The sequence below is a fragment of the Leminorella richardii genome (genome assembly GCF_900478135.1).
Lineage (GTDB): Bacteria > Pseudomonadota > Gammaproteobacteria > Enterobacterales > Enterobacteriaceae > Leminorella > Leminorella richardii.
This window is the reverse complement of record NZ_LS483470.1, coordinates 1,369,785-1,387,209: the sequence shown is the minus strand read 5'-3', so window position 1 is coordinate 1,387,209 and position 17,425 is coordinate 1,369,785. Positions and strand designations below refer to the sequence as shown.

The 17,425-nt window shown below is 48.3% G+C and carries 13 protein-coding genes and 1 pseudogene; 7 read left to right on the top strand and 7 right to left on the bottom strand.

What is annotated here, in order from left to right; genetic code table 11:
• Positions 1-41: 41 nt before the first annotated feature.
• Together DQM29_RS06535 and DQM29_RS06530 are read right to left on the bottom strand one after the other, a co-directional pair.
• Complete coding sequence (locus DQM29_RS06535) at positions 42-1,469, bottom strand: aspartate ammonia-lyase (RefSeq protein ID WP_111739941.1); 1,428 nt, start codon at positions 1,467-1,469, stop codon at positions 42-44.
• A gap of 240 nt (positions 1,470-1,709) precedes the next feature.
• Positions 1,710-2,984 carry an anaerobic C4-dicarboxylate transporter family protein gene (locus DQM29_RS06530; RefSeq protein ID WP_232054872.1) on the bottom strand — a complete coding sequence of 425 codons (1,275 nt, stop codon included), beginning with the start codon at positions 2,982-2,984 and terminating at the stop codon, positions 1,710-1,712.
• Positions 2,985-3,377: 393 nt separating this feature from the next.
• On the opposite strand from DQM29_RS06530, the gene DQM29_RS06525 reads away from it, so the two are divergent.
• The 6 genes and pseudogenes from DQM29_RS06525 (at position 3,378) to ptsG (ending at position 10,705) form a co-directional block, all read left to right on the top strand.
• A complete protein-coding gene (locus DQM29_RS06525) occupies positions 3,378-4,124 on the top strand; it encodes a helix-turn-helix domain-containing protein (protein ID WP_170126501.1) in 747 nt (248 codons plus the stop codon).
• A 27-nt stretch (positions 4,125-4,151) separates the two neighbouring features.
• The gene (locus tag DQM29_RS06520) at positions 4,152-4,889 is read left to right on the top strand and encodes a pirin family protein (protein WP_111739938.1); all 738 of its coding nucleotides are present in this window, start codon (positions 4,152-4,154) and stop codon (positions 4,887-4,889) included.
• A gap of 316 nt (positions 4,890-5,205) precedes the next feature.
• The gene (locus DQM29_RS06515; protein ID WP_111739937.1) at positions 5,206-5,916 is read left to right on the top strand and encodes a GntR family transcriptional regulator; all 711 of its coding nucleotides are present in this window, start codon (positions 5,206-5,208) and stop codon (positions 5,914-5,916) included.
• Positions 5,917-5,927: 11 nt separating this feature from the next.
• Positions 5,928-6,905, top strand: coding sequence for a sugar phosphate isomerase/epimerase family protein (locus tag DQM29_RS06510; RefSeq protein ID WP_111739936.1), 978 nt, complete (start codon positions 5,928-5,930; stop codon positions 6,903-6,905).
• Positions 6,906-7,044: 139 nt separating this feature from the next.
• Positions 7,045-8,292: an MFS transporter gene (locus tag DQM29_RS06505; RefSeq protein WP_111739935.1), complete on the top strand. Its 1,248-nt coding sequence runs from the start codon at positions 7,045-7,047 to the stop codon at positions 8,290-8,292.
• 953 nt (positions 8,293-9,245) lie between these two features.
• Positions 9,246-10,705, top strand: a pseudogene (gene ptsG, locus DQM29_RS06500) (PTS glucose transporter subunit IIBC).
• Positions 10,706-10,788: 83 nt separating this feature from the next.
• Here ptsG and tmaR read toward each other — a convergent pair.
• Positions 10,789-11,103 (bottom strand): PTS system regulator TmaR, encoded by a 315-nt coding sequence (gene tmaR / locus DQM29_RS06495; protein ID WP_111742020.1) that lies wholly within the window; start codon positions 11,101-11,103, stop codon positions 10,789-10,791.
• 164 nt (positions 11,104-11,267) lie between these two features.
• Positions 11,268-12,674 carry an NADP-dependent phosphogluconate dehydrogenase gene (gndA, locus tag DQM29_RS06490; protein WP_111739934.1) on the bottom strand — a complete coding sequence of 469 codons (1,407 nt, stop codon included), beginning with the start codon at positions 12,672-12,674 and terminating at the stop codon, positions 11,268-11,270.
• Between the two features lie 363 nt (positions 12,675-13,037).
• On the opposite strand from gndA, the gene DQM29_RS06485 reads away from it, so the two are divergent.
• Positions 13,038-14,624, top strand: a complete 1,587-nt coding sequence (locus DQM29_RS06485; RefSeq protein ID WP_111739933.1) for a TerC family protein — start codon at positions 13,038-13,040, stop codon at positions 14,622-14,624.
• A gap of 75 nt (positions 14,625-14,699) precedes the next feature.
• Here DQM29_RS06485 and asmA read toward each other — a convergent pair whose 3' ends face one another.
• From asmA to dcd, 3 genes are all read right to left on the bottom strand, one after another.
• On the bottom strand, positions 14,700-16,397 hold the full coding sequence (gene asmA / locus DQM29_RS06480; protein ID WP_232054871.1) for an outer membrane assembly protein AsmA: 1,698 nt from the start codon (positions 16,395-16,397) through the stop codon (positions 14,700-14,702).
• Positions 16,398-16,440: 43 nt separating this feature from the next.
• Positions 16,441-16,566, bottom strand: a complete 126-nt coding sequence (locus DQM29_RS18560) for a hypothetical protein (RefSeq protein WP_269472285.1) — start codon at positions 16,564-16,566, stop codon at positions 16,441-16,443.
• Positions 16,567-16,630: 64 nt separating this feature from the next.
• Positions 16,631-17,212: a dCTP deaminase gene (gene dcd / locus DQM29_RS06475; protein ID WP_111739931.1), complete on the bottom strand. Its 582-nt coding sequence runs from the start codon at positions 17,210-17,212 to the stop codon at positions 16,631-16,633.
• Positions 17,213-17,425: the final 213 nt, after the last annotated feature.

Here is a 17,425-nt window from a genome sequence, read left to right as displayed (position 1 = left end):
ATTCTCCTTAGGTTTGTCTCAATACTGAACGGATAGCGGTGTTAGTTAACGCGCCGAATGTCTTTATACTTTTCGAACATGGCGACGGTAGACTCCAGCTCGGTCAGTTTTTTGATGTCAAACAGCTCTTCAGCCACGTCCAACGGCAAGAGATTTTCCTGAATCGCCACCTCTTTACACGTCACGCCCTGTTCATAAGAAATCTTGGCAATCTTGTTACCAATTTCGTAGCCGTAAAGGGCACTGACCATCGTCGCCAGAGAAGTTGAGCCCTCAGCATAGCGATGGCACACTTCCACGTTGGCTCCCAACCCCTCTACGCAGTGAGTCGTAAACAGCTTTATCCCTTTGGTAAGAATTTCCATGGATTCCAGCGAACCCATAAAGTTGATGACGGCTGACGGAACAATGTCCGTCTCCCCTGAGGGAACCGATAGGCTAATGCCCCAGTCGTTAGCGCACACCTGATGCATCATTTGTACCATCAGCTCAGGAATGACAGGGTTGACCTTGTCGGGCATGATGGCGCAGCTAGCACCCATATCCGGCAGAATAAGCTCATTAAAGCCGCCTCTTGGACCAGAAGAGAGCTGACGAAAATCGTTGGCAATTTTACCGACCATACCCGCAATGGCCTTCACGTAGGCGGAAAGGATGATGAAGTGATCGGCGTTTTGCATACCGTCAATCAGGTTTTCGTGACGATGCATGGGAAAACCGACAATATCGCTCATGTATTTATACACATTCTCGATAAAGCCGGGCATCACCCCCATGCCCGTCCCTACCGCCGTCGCCCCCAAGATCGCCTCTCTAAAGGTATTCTGATAACCTTCAAGCAGCAGGCGGTTTCGCTTTATTGCTGCCACGTAGCCAGAAAAGGCCTGCCCTAAAGTGATTGGTAGGGCGTCCTGCAGGCTGGTTCTGGCAATCTTGACGACATCGGCAAACTCCCTGCTTTTTGCCTCCAGCGCGTTTTCAAGCAAAGGAATAGTTTCCAGCAGCGTGCCAATCTCTCGGTAAATCACTACAGACTCAACGGTAGGAAAGATGTCATTAGAGGACTGGCACATGTTCACATGAGTGTTAGGATGAACCTGATCGTACCCTCGCTTACCCGTTAGAATTTCATTCGCCCGATTCGCGATAACTTCGTTCATGTTCATATTGGCGGAGGTTCCGCACCCTCTGAACACATTGACAGGAAACTGCCCCGCCAGCTTTCCTGCAACGATCTCATCGCAGGCTTTACTAATGGCTTCAGCCTTTTCCGGTGCCAACGCGTTGATATCCCGGTTGGCAAACGCACAGGCCTTTTTCACTTCGGCATAGGCCTTTAAAACGTTTGGATAGTCATTGAACGTTTTGGGAGAAACGTCAAAGTTTGCTTTACCGCGTACGGTCTGGATCCCGTAGTACACATCATCAGGCACTTCCAGTGTACCTACACTGTCTTTTTCTACGCGCATCGTTGTTCTCCTGTAAAATTGGGTCATTGCTGATCCCCTCTAACATCAGGGCGTACAGCCGTGTCGTACGTTTAAATCATCTTGTCATTGCCGTTTTTTGCGCAGCCGCTACCGCAGCGCGCGTCTTGCTCGTCGCTCACGTTTAAAGATTCACCGTTAAAAAACCGCTGTTGAAATGCGCTGTTGAAATGCGCTGTTAAAGAGCGCCGTTAGCAAGCACCGTTTAAAAAACTCATACCGTTAAAAAACAAAGTAGCTAAGGACAAAGCCCATAGCGATTGCCGTCACCGTAGCGGCGAGGCCGGGCAACATAAAGCTGTGATTGAGGACGTACTTGCCGATTTTTGTAGTTCCGGTACGGTCAAAGGACATGGCCCCCACCGTTGTTCCCGTTGCGGGGAAGAAAAACGTGCCGTTTACAGCGGCAAACATTGCAACAAGATAGGGAGCGGGAATGTCTAGCGACAGCCCCAAAGGCATCAGCGCCACGACGGCGGCACCCTGGCTAAACAGCATGGCTGCCATCATGAAGAGTGCAACAGCGAACAGCCAAGGATATGCCTTCACTACGTCAGCGAATGTTTCAATAAAAAGGCTTTTATGTTGAATAAAGAATGTGTCAGTCATCCATGCGACGCCAAAGATAGCCATGAAGCCGACCATTCCTGCACGAAACGTAGAGGCTGTGGCGATTTTCGACGATTTAACGCGACAGGCTAATACGATAAGCAGCGACGTACCCAGCATCAGCATTTCGATCGTATGGGGAACGCTTAGCCTAACTATCTTCTCACCCACCTGCCAGGTCGGCAGCAAAGAGCTGAACGAGCCAAAAATCACGACCAGAAGAATCGCTATACTGAACAGCCATACCGAGATTTTGGCCGAACGGCTCACTTCACTTTTCTCTTTTCGAACGGCGGATTCTATTTCCCCAGAGGCAATTCGACGCTGGAATTCAGGGTCGTCAGCCAGCTCAAGCCCTCTCTTATACACCACAAAAGAGGCAGCAAGCGTGGCGATAATGCCAGAGGGAATACACACCAGCAGAATTTGGGTAATACTCACGCCGCTTGGCGCAAGGATTGCCAGCATCGCTGCCGTAGCTGCACTCATTGGGCTACTGGTAATACCGAACTTGGCGGCGATCAGTGCGGCAGAAATTGGGCGCTCCGGTCGAACCTTAGCCTCAAGGGCAACCTCAGCGATAACTGGATATAGGGAAAGAGAAACGTAGGCCGTTCCAGCCAGAATAGTGAACAGATAGGCCACGAGAGGTCCGATGATGGTAATACGATTCGGATTCCTTCGAAGCAGTCTCTCAGCAATACTGACTAAATAATCCAGCCCGCCTGCGGCCTGTAGCGTACTGACTATCGTCACCAGCGCCGCGATAATAAGCAAAACATTGATCGGCGGTGAACTCGGCTTAAGGTGAAAAAGAAACGTCAGACAGGCTAGCCCGAACCCTCCGGCAATGCCGATGCCGACTCCGCTAATACGTGCTCCAATCACGATACATGCAAGAACTATCGCTAGCTGTAACCAAAATGAGACCATATCTACCTCTGTAGGTTATTGTTGGTATTGGGTCATATCCTATACTTACCGAACCATTAGTAAATAAAATCGCAACAAAATACAATTTAAGTACAAATAATATGTACTTTATGGGTAAAAAATGTGATCAGCATTATAAAAAAGAAATATGGACATAAAAAATGGCAAATAAGTGACCATAAGCATAAAAAAAGCGAGAGAATAAAAACGTTTTGTACACATATCTTTGACAAAAAAGAGAGTTATAGTGTATTTTTAACGCAAGAGAACTCATGATTCTGGGCTTATAGCAATACAATACCGCTCAACCCCACTCGGATCGCCGGGAATTGCAAAAACGGAGTACACGTGTCTTTTAGTGAACGACTTAAAGAACTGATCAAAGAACGGAACTTATCCCAAAGCAGGTTTGCTGATGAAACGGGGATCACCCGCGCTAGGCTGAACAACTATATAAAAGGAAGAAGTGAACCGGGTTATGACATTCTGATCAAGATAGCGCAGAGCCTTAACGTCTCTATTGACTATCTATTGGGATGTGAAATGCCCTCTCCTTTGCATACCCCTGGACTACGAAACGGCAAGCCGGAATTTATTACTGGAGAGCACCCTCCTGCGGGAAACGACGGCAGTTGGATACCCCTATATACCTCTTTACCAAGAGTGACCAGTGAAGGAATGCCGCCAAGTCCTCGAGGATGGCTTAAAGCACAAAATGACAGTGCTGACGCCGTAACATTCAAACGACCATATGCACTACAGATAGAAGATGACAGCATGTCGAACGAGCTTCTTGTGGGCGATATCGTCTTCATTCAGCCGTCATTTGTCTCCCACACTTTTCTACAAACGGTGCCGTTTAAAGAGCTTTTTGCCGTTCGCATGAGTGTCGCAGATGAAGTCGGTCTCTCGCTGAAACGCTGCTACGTCAAAGACAACATGCTTATTTGCGTTGCCGATAATCCCGAATATGAACCCGTTGTTCTTGACATGAACCATACCCTTTTCGTGCCTCTGGTTGGTTCAATTTCCGGTGTATGGCGATCGTATGAAGGTAGGAATTTACAAGATATTGCAAAAAATACAGAAAGTTAGCTACCCTCAGATTGTAAAGGAGATACTATGATCTCGATTATTGAAGCCCAAAAGCGCTACTATGCCAACCACGGTTGGAGTCAGGTATATTGCCTTTTTCCCGCTAACTCTACCCACGACCTTGGCAATAAAAATCAGGACTTGGGGAAAAATTTTGGCAATATCCTGTTAATAAATGACTATACAATCCTCCCGGGTTTTGGCTATGACATGCACCCGCATCAAAATCTGGAACAGGTTTTCTTTATTATTGAGGGAGAGCTAACTCATCAAGACAGCCTGAAGAATACTCTGGTGCTCAAAAAGGGATCCGTACAGCGGATCACAGCGGGTTCTGGCTATGCTCGTTCTAATCACAATAAAACAAAGCTACCGGCCCGCTACATTGGCGTGTGGCTGCTTCCAAAAGCGCAGAACCAACATCCAGAGCATGATGTTAAAGAGTACGATCCACAGCTGTGGAATGGCGCTTTCTACCCTATCGTCTCAGACCAGCCAGTGCGGCAATCCATCCCGGGCTACCCTGCCATTTCGTTTAACGCCGCAGCAACGCTTTATCGGGTCACGGTTGGCCCTTCTGAATTGGCGTTTTCCGTTCCTGAAGGGCATAAGGCATTACTCTATGTGATAGAAGGGAATATTGTATGTAACGGCAGCCAAATGGAAACGGGAGCCCATGCCCGCATTTCCGGAGAAGAACAGCTACAGCTGCGTTCCGATACAAAAGGAGAATGCCTTTTCGTGCTGATGAGGACAGAGATATAGCGCCTGTTTACAAATCGTGACCTAACAAAACCGCTAATACCTTTTTCTGCTGACCGATTCAGGCTTGTCCTATGTGCTAGAGTCAAGCCTGAATAGCCAAATAAAAAAACCAAGGCGTTATTTAACCTCCCTACTCTCCCCCATCAAAGTCATTTATTCAAAATAGGGGGAGCCAGACTCCATAGGGCACGGTGTAGTCAAATCACCATTTGAGACATCTATCACATTTATTCCTATAAATGAGCGAGGCCATTGCCTTCTTTTTCTTTTCAAGAGTATTATCACACCATCTGGTTTAAACCAATTGGGTTAATACATGAATAAAAATCCGTCAACCGTTGAAAATGCAAAAGACAAAATTGACCGATGGTTAAAAGAAGGAATTGTCACTCCGGGCAGCAAGCTCCCTTCAGAAAGGGAGCTAGGGGAATTGCTTGGCATTAAGCGCATGACGCTGCGTCAGGCTTTATTAAACCTAGAGTCAGAATCCAAAATCTTTCGCAAAGACCGTAAAGGATGGTTTGTAACTCAGCCCCGCTTTAACTACAACCCTGAGCTGTCCGCCAGTTTTCAGCGTGCGGCACAGGAACAAGGCCGTGAACCCTCTTGGGGATTCCTTGAAAAAAGCCGTGTTACGGGGATCCCTGAAGCGGCCTTACCGCTTTTTAATGGTACAAAATCCAGTGAGCTTTATCGCATTACCGGCTGGGGAGCGCTGGACGGGCATAAAGTTTTTTATCACGAGACCTTTATCAATCCTAACGTTGCCCCTGGATTCATAGAGAAACTTGAAAGTCATTCTTTTTCATCCGTGTGGGAAAAGGAATACGGAAAAAGCGTCGTTATTAAAAAATTGGCTTTTAGGCCAATCAGAATGTCCAACGATATCTGTAAATTTATAGGAGGCTCTTACGGAACACCCGCTATTCTCATAGAAAAACACCGGGCAGACAGCGATGGAAATATCGTTCAAATAGATATCGAATATTGGCGCTTCGAGTCCGTCGACTTATTTATTAACCTATAGGCTATAGGCTCATGACAATAAAAAAACACAACGCCTCTAAAATACTTTCTCGGATAGATAAACTTCCTCTTTATCTACACGCCTATGCATATCACTTGAATATGCGTGTTGAGAGGATATTGCCTAACGATCTTCTGGATATTGCCCATCAACAAAAGCTGAGTGGTGTAAAAATCCACGTCCTTGACGGCGAAAGTCGGGCGCTGCAAAACATGAGTGATATCGAGCTGGCAGCGTTTAAAGACAAGGCGCATCGCCTGAATCTTGACGTCAATATTGAAACCAGCTCTTCTGATAAGAAAGACATCGATCTGGCAGTAGACATTGCCTTAAAAACCGGGTCATCATCCGTGCGGTTCTACCCTCGCTATGAAGGCCATCTTCAGGACGTTATGGCCTATGTCACTGAAGACATACGCTACCTGCGAGATAGCTACGCCGCCTGTGGCTTAACTTTTGTGATTGAACAGCATGAAGACCTAACAAGCGCCGAACTGATGACGCTCGTACAGCAAAGCGGTATGCCTAACCTGTCCATCCTGTTTGACTTCGCCAATATGATTAACGCCAATGAAAAGCCTCTAGAGGCTCTGGAAACGCTTTCCCCGCTAATTACGCAAGTGCATATCAAAGATGCTCAAATCGTTAAGGAAAGTGCAGGCTTTGGTCATAGAGCCTGCGCATCTGGTCAGGGAGATATGCCGTTTAAAGAAATGCTAACCCGCCTCATTTGCCTTGGCGAGGAGCAACCACAGGTTATTTCATATGGGCTTGAGGAAGAAGTTGACTATTATGCTCCTCCTTTCCGCTTTGACAACGAAGGTGAGAATCCATGGATCCCATGGCGACAAATGAGTGAAACGCCTTTACCTGAAGCTAAACATTTAGAAGCACGTCTAATACAAGAAAAAGAAGATGCGTTAAATCAGCTGAGATTTGTTCGCCGCGTATTAAATGAAATCAAAACTGAAGCATTAGGTTCTATTTAGAATTAATTAACAGCGATATTAAAAAGAAAGCATGGCCGAATAAACGGCCCTACCCCCTCTATTTTCTTTTAAATGGATGTGCTTTCTTACCTAAAAAACAGCTAACACACTATGATGACAATACAGTAAGGGTATTATCATGTTAACGAAAAAGAAATGGGCTATATTTAGCCTACTGACTCTTTGTGGCGCGACAATTTATAAGCTGCCGTCGCTTAAAGACGCTTTTTATATTCCCATGCAGGAATATTTTCATTTAACCAACGGACAAATTGGCAATGCCATGTCCGTCAATTCTGTCGTAACGACCATCGGTTTTTTTCTCTCTATTTACTTTGCTGACCGACTACCGCGTCGGTACACCATGGCTTTCTCTCTCATCGCAACGGGGCTACTGGGTATTTATTTGTCCACGATGCCGGGCTATTGGGGCATCCTGTTTGTCTGGGCGCTCTTTGGCGTCACCTGCGATATGCTGAACTGGCCTGTCCTACTTAAATCCGTCAGCCGTTTAGGCAACAGCGAACAGCAGGGGCGCCTCTTTGGCTTTTTTGAAACGGGTCGCGGCATTGTTGATACCATCGTTGCCTTTTCCGCTCTGGCAGTATTCACCTATTTCGGCAGCGAGCTGATGGGATTCAGAGCAGGGATCTGGTTCTACTCCGGTATTGTTATCACGGTTGGTATCATCATCTTTTTTGTTCTTAAAGACAGTGACGGTGAAAATACGCCCAGTGAGAAAAGCAGCGAGTCGGCAAAAGACAGCAAAATGACCTCGGTGCTTAAAGACAAAACCGTCTGGCTTATCGCCTTCAACGTCTTCTTTGTCTATGCCGTCTACTGTGGGTTGACCTTCTTTATTCCCTTCTTAAAAAATATCTATATGCTGCCCATTGCGCTGGTTGGCGCTTACGGCATCATCAATCAGTACTGTCTGAAAATGGTTGGAGGCCCCATAGGCGGACTCATTTCGGATAAAATTCTCAAGTCGCCCAGCAAATATCTGTGCTACACCTTTATGATCAGCACCATTGCGCTTGTTGTACTGATTCTTCTTCCTCATGAGAGCATGCCGGTCTATCTAGGTATGATGTGCACGCTGGGATTCGGCGCAATCGTCTTCACTCAGAGAGCCGTCTTTTTCGCCCCCATTGGGGAAGCAAAAATTTCTGAAAAGCAAACCGGGGCCGCAATGGCCTTAGGCAGCTTTATCGGCTATGCCCCTGCCATGTTCTGCTTCAGCCTCTATGGTTATATATTAGATCTCAACCCTGGCATCATGGGCTACAAGATCGTCTTTGCTATCATGGCATGTTTTGCTGGCTGCGGCGGTGTCGTTTCCGTCCTGCTGGTGAAGAGAATTGCCAAGATGAAAGCAGTCCAATAGAGACAGACATCCAGAAACCAAAAAGCCCTGACATTGCGCCAGGGCTTTAAGGTCGAACCGATAATAAATTAAACATGAATTAAGTTAATAGACTAAAACAGTAGCAGTTTGATGCACTTGTTTTATAAGCGAGAAATCAAGCTGTCGTAGTAAAAAACCCTCCGATTTATTAACCAAAACGCTTTTTTCTTCACATCTAAACAGGTCGAGCGGCATATCTGTATGTTAAGCCAACTCACAACATCACCTGATACAGCGGCCTACGTTTGGCTGACCGTGTATCCCCTTTCGTTCCCAGCGCGATGATACTCTCACTACATGACCCGACTTCCGATGCGGCTTTTCAATACCTACCTACACCTACTTACATATACCTACGCGTATCTGCGTCCGCATCCTCTTTCACAATTAACATAGGTTAACTACAAGGCCCTTATCGCGCATTAACAACGCAAACATCTTTATTTAGCCACTCGGCTAACCTCGCCTGCGTTATTTATAAATTTAGTCTTTTATTTGCGTTTGTCAATACACTTTATCTGCTAAAAGCGTAAAAAATAGAGATAGTAAAATAAACAATCACTTCCCTCATTCTTAATGAAAAAAGAATCGAAAAATCATTTTCCACTCTTCGAAATATCATTCAGAGAATAAAATTAACTGATTGATTTTAATCAATTAAAAATAAATAAAGCTAATATTTAAAAATTTAAAGCGCTTCTTAAGCAATGATAAAAAAGGTAACTATACTTATTTAAAATAATTATCCCTATATAAGGATATTGTAAAGACAGGAAAAATAAAAAGCAGATCTTCTATTTATAATTTGTCCTTCACTTTGATGCCGTGATCGTCATCACTTTATAACACATTTATTAACCGATACCTCAACGTTCGGCAGATGCATATTATTTGTCGGTTATTCAGCGACATACTTGGTTAAGGGCTTATTTATGTTTAAAAATCTCTTCGCGAGTCTACAAAAAGTGGGTAAAGCGCTGATGCTTCCGGTGTCCGTTTTACCCATTGCGGGTATTCTTTTAGGGGTCGGTAGCGCCGAATTTAGCTGGCTACCGGCTATTGTATCTAAAGTCATGGCACAGGCAGGCGGCTCTATTTTTGATCAAATGCCTCTGCTGTTTGCCGTTGGCGTCGCACTCGGCTTCACCAATAATGACGGCGTGGCTGGACTAGCCGCCATTGTTGGCTATGGCATCATGGCAGCGACGTTGAAAGTAATGGCAGAAACACTAGGCGTTGGCAAGATAGATACCGGCGTTCTAGGGGAATTTTGGTGGGCGGGCTGGCGGGCTATCTGTTTAACCGCTTTTATCGCATCCAGCTTCCCGACTACCTTGGCTTCTTTGCCGGTAAGCGCTTTGTACCGATTATCACTGGCTTTATCTGTATCGCGCTGGGCATAGCGCTTTCCTTTATCTGGCCGCCAGTTGGCCATGCCATTAACGCATTCTCCCAGTGGGCTGCCTATCAGAACCCCGCGCTGGCCTTCGGGATTTACGGCGTTGTTGAGCGCTCACTGATCCCCTTTGGTCTGCACCATATCTGGAACGTCCCCTTCTTTTACGAAGCGGGTCAGGCCTGCGTGATTAATGGGAAAGTCGTCCCTGGATTTGCCACCGAAGCCGCCTGCAACGCTGACGGAGGCCGCTGGATCACTGGCGAAATACAGCGCTACCTGCAGGGAGATCCTACTGCGGGCAATATGGCGGGGGGCTATCTGTTTAAAATGTGGGGACTTCCCGCGGCTGCCGTCGCCATGTGGCACACTGCACGTCCAGAAAACCGCGCTAAGATAGGCGGGATCATGATTTCCGCTGCTCTAACGTCATTCCTGACAGGCATTACTGAACCCATTGAGTTTGCCTTTCTCTTTGTCGCACCTGTTCTTTACGCTATTCACGCCCTGCTTGCCGGATTGGCCTATGTCATTACCATTCTGCTCGGCGTTAAACACGGCATGACGTTCTCTCACGGCGCTATCGACTTTATTCTGTTCTATCACCTTTCAACCAAAGGCTGGATGTTCTTCATTTTAGGGCCGCTGTATGCACTGTTCTACTATGCGGTTTTCCGCTTCGCCATCGTTAAGCTAAACCTGAAAACGCCGGGCCGAGAAGAAGAGACCGTGGAGAAAAGCACAGCGACCACGAGCTCAGACATGGCAGCAGCGCTGGTCAATGCGTTTGGCGGTAAAGACAACATCACCAGTCTGGATGCCTGTATCACCCGCCTACGCATCGGCGTTACCAGCATAGATAAGGTAGATAAAGAAGGATTAAAAAAGCTCGGAGCCGCTGGTGTAGTTATTGCGGGTTCCGGTGTACAGGCTGTTTTCGGCACCAAGTCGGACAACTTGAAAAGCGATATGGATGACTATATTCGAACCCATTAACCCCGAATATCGCCACTTTTAAGTCAAAAAAAATCCGCCCGTAGCCATTACGGTGCGGATTTTTTACTGTCGAACCTGTCAGGTTATTTAACCTCAGACATGCCCTTCATCTTTTGCGACAGGTCGCGCCTTTCTTTAGACAGCTCGGCATTTTTAATGATGTATTCATCAACGCGCTCTTCATAGTCGCTCTTCATGTTGGCGATGATAGCCTGAATGTCTTCAATACTCATGCCGGGCTTGATGTAGTCAGCAAGGTTTTCTAACAGCAGAACGCGCTTTTGGTTATCGCGAATTTTTTTCTCGTTATCCACGATTTCGCGCTTGAGCTTATTTTTACGGCGAGAAAGGCGTACGTATTCCAACACGTTTTGGAAAGAAGGCTTGGCGTTTTCCATCATGGGTCCTCTTACTGGTCACAAATACGGGTGATAAAAAATAAAGAATTGAGATGAGTCGATAGTACGTAACTCCCTCGCAAACCGCTACCAAAAAGCGTTTTATCTTCTGTCACTATAGACAAAAAATCCGGCCAGGCCGGATTCTCTGTCGCTGAATGCGCTTACTCCATCCACTCAGTGTGGAAGACACCCTCTTTATCAGTACGTCTGTAGGTGTGCGCACCAAAGTAGTCACGCTGCGCCTGAATCAGGTTCGCAGGCAGCACTGCAGCACGGTAGCTGTCGTAATAGGCAATTGCCGCAGACAGCGTTGGCGTAGGAATACCGTGCAGAACCGCATAAGCCACGACGTCGCGCAGCGCCTGCTGGTATTCATCTGCCGTTTTCTTGAAGTAGCTGGCTAAAAGCAGGTTAGCAATATCGCCGTTTTCAGCATAGGCGTCAGTGATCTTTTGCAGGAACTGAGCGCGAATGATGCAGCCCGCGCGGAAAATCTTGGCGATTTCACCGTAGTTCAGATCCCACTGATATTCGTCAGAAGCGGACTTAAGCTGTGCAAAGCCCTGCGCGTAAGAAACGATCTTGCCTAAATACAGCGCGCGGCGCACCTTTTCAATAAACTCGGCTTTGTTACCCGTAAAGGCTACCGGAGCCGGGCCGCTCAATACTTTCGATGCCGCCACGCGCTCGTTTTTCAGCGCTGACAGGAAGCGAGCAAACACAGACTCGGTGATCAAAGAGAGAGGAACGCCGAGGTCAAGAGAGCTCTGGCTCGTCCATTTTCCGGTTCCCTTCTGTGCAGCTTCATCCAGAATCACGTCTACCAGATACTGGCCGCTCTCGTCTTTCTTGCGGAAGATGTCTGCGGTAATTTCGATAAGGTAGCTGTCCAGCTCGCCCTTGTTCCATTCGGCAAACGTTTCTGCCAGCTCGTCATTTGTCAGGCCAACAGCCTGCTTGAGCAGTGAGTAGGCTTCAGCAATCAGCTGCATATCACCGTATTCAATGCCGTTATGCACCATCTTCACATAGTGACCAGCACCATCAGCGCCGATGTAGGTAATGCACGGCTCGCCGTTAGCACGGGCAGCAATTTTCTCTAGGATCGGAGCCACCAGCTCATAGGCTTCTTTTTGCCCACCGGGCATAATTGAAGGCCCCTTCAGCGCTCCCTCTTCACCGCCGGACACGCCAGTACCGATAAAGTTGAAGCCTTCAGCAGACAGCTCTCTGTTGCGGCGAATGGTGTCTTTATAGTAGGTGTTACCGCCGTCGATAAGAATATCGCCCTTGTCGAGATAAGGCTTAAGGGAGTCGATGGTCTTATCGGTCGCCTCGCCCGCTTTCACCATAAGCAGAATGCGGCGCGGTTTTTCCAGTGAGTTAACAAACTCTTCTACGGTATAACAGGGAACCAGCTTTTTCCCCGGGCTTTCAGCAATGACTTCGTCGGTCTTATCCGCTGAGCGGTTGAAAATAGAAACGGAATAGCCGCGGCTTTCGATATTCCACGCCAGATTACGGCCCATAACCGCCATGCCGACGACACCAATTTGCTGCTTAGACATATATACTCCTCACTGACAGGCTACATTCACCGGCGTACAGCCCATGAACAACGTATAAAGACAAAGTTATCATATCTCACAGATACCGTAATTGGTACGTCAGAAATAGCTATCAGAGCAATTGATAATTTGCGGGATCCAACATTTATCTCAGTCGCCTTCGAGGAAAAAATGCGAGATATTATCTTCAAATACCGCGTTAGCCAGTGAATTGGTTTTAAACCGCAGAGAAATCTCCGCCGTTTAGGTCAATTTCACTGTCAATACCCTAAGTCACTACATAAAAGATTGTCGGTTTGCGGTTTAGCCCCTACAATAATGCGGCAGCGCGTGCTGCTTTACGTGAAGGTAACCACCTGACTTATGGAATGGATCGCTGATCCAACTATCTGGGCTGGCCTAGCAACGCTGGTCGTCCTTGAAATCGTTCTTGGTATTGATAATCTGGTTTTCATCGCCATTCTGGCGGACAAACTTCCCAAACACCAGCGCGACCGCGCCCGGGTCATTGGACTAGGGCTGGCGCTCGTTATGCGCCTGATTCTTCTGGCCAGCATTTCTTGGCTATCAACGCTGACAACGCCGCTTTTTCGCGTTTTCGACCATGCCTTCAGCGGGCGAGACCTGATCATGCTGATAGGCGGTGTGTTCTTGCTGTTTAAAGCCACGATGGAGCTTAACGAACAGTTGGAAGGAAAAGATCACGAAGATACCTCGACACAAAAAGGCGCCAAGTTCTGGGCTGTCGTCACGCAAATCGTCGTTCTAGACGCCGTATTCTCCCTAGACTCGGTGATTACTGCCGTAGGTATGGTTGATCACCTAGCGGTAATGATGATTGCAGTGTGTATCGCCATGGGCCTGATGCTGATGGCCAGTAAGCCGCTAACGCGCTTTGTCAACGCACACCCAACCATCGTTATTCTGTGCCTCAGCTTCCTGCTGATGATTGGCTTTAGTCTGGTGGCGGACGGCCTCGGTTTCCATATTCCGAAAGGCTATCTGTACGCGGCCATTGGCTTCTCTATTTTGATTGAAGTCTTTAACCAGCTTTCTATAGCCAACCGCCGCAAGTATCTCTCCTCCAGCAGGCCTCTGCGCCAGCGCACGGCTGAAGCAGTGCTGCGCATGCTGAGCGGTAAACACGAAGATGCTGAACTGGACAGCCACTCTGCTGGCCTTATCTCTGACAGCCATAAAGGCGACAGCGATGAAATCTTCAACCGCCAAGAACGTCATATGATAGAGCGGGTGCTGGGCCTCGCACAGCGTTCAGTCGGTAGCATCATGACCTCTCGCCACGATATTGAAGATCTGGACCTAAGCGAGCCTGAGGAAGTGATTCGCCAAACGCTTCACCGCAACCAACACACGCGTCTGGTAGTCACTGAAGACGGCGCAGCGGACGAGCCGCTGGGCGTGATTCACGTTAATGACCTGCTCAAGCAGCAGCTGTCTCAGCCTAGCCTAGACATTCGCTCGCTGATTAAGCAGCCGCTGATATTCCCAGAAACCGTGTCGCTTCTAATGGCGCTTGAGCAGTTTCGTCAGGCACAAACGCACTTTGCCTTCGTCGTCGATGAGTTTGGCTCTGTGGAAGGTATTGTGACCCTGACTGACGTGATGGAAACCATCGCCGGAAACCTGCCGGTCGACGGCGAAAACCTCGACGCTCGTCACGACATCCAGCACGAAGCCGACGGCAGCTGGATTGCCAATGGCTATATGCCGCTGGAAGATCTGGCCATCTATATTCCTATAGACGTTGAAGAAAAGCGCGACTATCACACTATCGCCGGCCTGCTGATGGAACACGCTCAGCGCATTCCGGAAGTCGGAGAACAGATTAAGATTGGTGACTGGATCTACGAGCCGCTGGAAGTCAGCAGCCACCGCATTCAGAAAGTGCGCATCACCTCACTGATACCGCCCGAGCAGGATGAAGAGTAGTTGATGAAAAAAGTTGATTGTTGATTAACGAAAGAGAGGCGCCTAGGCGCCTCTCTCTTTATGTTCACGAAACCTCTATAACAGCTTTTGCAACAGCTTCTTCGCGTCCTTACCTTCCTGCTTATTCTTGTTTTTATCAATCCACTTATCGAGCGCCTGCCCCAACTGCTCTTTTAACTTATCGCGCAGGATCTGGTCAGTGTGAAGCTGATAGTTCAGTTTGCTCCAAGGCCCGTAGATGCGCAGCGGAACCGTCGTATTCTGCAGGATATTGACCAGTTCTGACTTACCGCCCCAGCCTTTAGTAACGCGAATATTCAAATTCATATCGCAGCTCTGCATAGGCAAGTTCAGCACGCCGGTACCGGCAACCGTCAGCAGCTCCGAAGCGCCGTTCATCCGCGTTACCCTAACCTGCCCCTGATTGAGAACAGTATCCACGACTAGGCGCTGAACCTCAGTATAGCGCTCATAGTTGTCCATTCCCTTAACGTCTCGGTTATTTCTCGTTACAGCCTGCTGAATCAGCTGCTGAATGTTTAGACCGTGCAGACGCGCACCGTCAACAGCCAGATGGGCACTGCCGCGCCACCCTTTCTCTAGGCTCGTCAACTCGCTACCAACACTGTTAAATGAACCCTGCATTGTCAACTGCCCAGTCATTGTTTGCGGATAGTCCATCGTTTTTAACAGCTCGCCTAGCTGAATTCTCTCAATCTGGGGCTTTATGGCTACTGTTGGCTGGGCCTTTGTGGCATCCACCACGCCGCTTACACTAAAATTGCCGCTAAACGCTTTCGCTGATGCACTCTCAATTGTCATCACACCCTGCTGATTTGTGGCTTTTATGACCGCATTGCGCATTGGTATCTTACGGTACGTCAAATCGTCAGCAGTCAGCGCCAGTGTGGCGTTAAAATCTTTCAAGAATGCAAGATCGAGGGTGTCAGACAGCCCATTAGCTGAAGAAGTCACCGGGCGCGGTGTTTCAATACTTTGCGCCGAAGCCTCTACACTACCCTTTGATGGATTCAGCAATAGCGTATCCAAATCCAGACGTTCAGATTTGGCATTAAGCGTATAGTGAGGGATATCTCCCAGCGTCGCGGAAACGTCAGCAGTAATCAGGCTATCGTTAACCGTTAGGGACAGCGGAGAAACCTGAACAGACTCAGGCGCTCGCTGATACACCGCTTCAAACGTCGCTTCACCCTTAACGCCCCCAGGAAGCAGACCTGCTCCTTGAAGCTGGTAGTCAAGCTTGCTGACATTCACAGACAGCGACTGAGGGAAACGCGTAAAATCAAGGCCGCCCTCTAGCGAAAAACCCAGCTCACGCTGATCCCGATTGATTCTTGCACTGGTATTTACCTTTGCTGTTCTTTCATCGGTACGAACCAGCACCAAATTCATATCGCGCACTGTGACGGTGTCATTTTCACGACGCTGCCAGACTAAAATACTGTCTGAAACGTTCACCTTATTGAGTTCCAGCGCCCATTTAGCGCTTGAGTCGCCATTCTCTGGAATGCCCTTGCCCTGAGTAGCGTCGGGTGGAGCTATCGGTGCACTGCTGGCACCCTGGGGTTGAGTTTGCGGTAAAAGCTGGATAGAGCCGCCCTTCAGCGTGACGTTTTTTACCACTAGTTGATGGGAAAGCAGCGGCATCAGTTCAACGTCCAAGCGCATATTCTCCGCGCTCACTACAGGGGAGCTGGCGCCTGGCGCAGTCAGCGACATCTGACCGGCGAGAATGCTGAGCTGAGGCCACACGTGCCAGCGCAAATCCCCGTCAATCTTCAGGTGATAGCCGGTTTTATCCTCGACTTTTTTTTACCATATAGCCGCGAAAATCATTGGGATCGACCAATAAAACCAGCGCGCTCATTCCGGCAACCACGACGGCCAGAATAATGGCCAGCGCGGTTAAAAATCGTCTCATGACATATATCCCCAACGGTAACTTTTAGACGTTCACTACCAACGGATAAACTAACAGATAAACGCTAGTCTTTATCTATACGACTGGCTACCGCACCCTGCTGGTCTTTATATTTTGCATCTTCCCTGCGGTGATAAGGGCGGGCTGCCGGGCCGCTCAGCGGCTCAAAGCTTAGGGCGCCAATCACCATTCCCGGGCGCAACGCCAGCGGAAGCTTACCTGAATTATAGAATTCTAAAACAATTTTCCCCTGCCAGCCCGGATCGATACGGTGAGCGGTAACGTGCACCATCAGTCCTAGTCTTGCCAAGGAAGAGCGTCCGTCCAGCCACCCCACCAGGTCGTCAGGCAGAGAAACGGACTCCAGCGTAACCGCCAGAGCCAGTTCCCCCGGATGCAGAAAAAACGGTTCATCTTCAGTCAGATTGATCTCGTCGCTCATCACGCGTTCAAGAGCGGCGGAAACTTCTTCTTTCGGCCCGCTGAGATCGATGTAGGCCGCCGTGTGCCCGCTAAAGACGCGAAACTGATTTCCCAGCCGAACATCAACCGTAGCGCCGTTGATTCGCGCGACGGGAGGGCGCGGTGTAATACTTAACTTGCCGCTGTCTAAGCAGGCTTCAATATCCCGATCGCATAATCTCATTACGGTCAAACTCCTGTCTGTCTTGTTCTGGTAACGTTGACCCCGCGCTCACCAAGCGCATAGGGCTTCGATTGAACTGTGCCAGTTTCCATTGATAACTCATTAAGTTCCCTATTTATTTCGAGCACTAAAAAGCCTCGATGCAACAGGGACTGTAGCTCCGGCGCAGTACGACGTTTATGTCTTTAAGTATATGATTTAATGACCGCGCGC

Coding starts and splice junctions, on each gene's coding strand:
- gndA (WP_111739934.1), bottom strand. CDS start 12,674: ATGTCTAAGCAGCAAATTGGTGTCGTCGGCATGGCGGTTATGGGCCGT.
- DQM29_RS06505 (WP_111739935.1), top strand. CDS start 7,045: ATGTTAACGAAAAAGAAATGGGCTATATTTAGCCTACTGACTCTTTGT.
- DQM29_RS06520 (WP_111739938.1), top strand. CDS start 4,152: ATGATCTCGATTATTGAAGCCCAAAAGCGCTACTATGCCAACCACGGT.
- DQM29_RS06515 (WP_111739937.1), top strand. CDS start 5,206: ATGAATAAAAATCCGTCAACCGTTGAAAATGCAAAAGACAAAATTGAC.
- DQM29_RS06510 (WP_111739936.1), top strand. CDS start 5,928: ATGACAATAAAAAAACACAACGCCTCTAAAATACTTTCTCGGATAGAT.
- DQM29_RS06485 (WP_111739933.1), top strand. CDS start 13,038: ATGGAATGGATCGCTGATCCAACTATCTGGGCTGGCCTAGCAACGCTG.
- DQM29_RS18560 (WP_269472285.1), bottom strand. CDS start 16,566: ATGAGACGATTTTTAACCGCGCTGGCCATTATTCTGGCCGTCGTGGTT.
- tmaR (WP_111742020.1), bottom strand. CDS start 11,103: ATGGAAAACGCCAAGCCTTCTTTCCAAAACGTGTTGGAATACGTACGC.
- DQM29_RS06535 (WP_111739941.1), bottom strand. CDS start 1,469: ATGCGCGTAGAAAAAGACAGTGTAGGTACACTGGAAGTGCCTGATGAT.
- dcd (WP_111739931.1), bottom strand. CDS start 17,212: ATGAGATTATGCGATCGGGATATTGAAGCCTGCTTAGACAGCGGCAAG.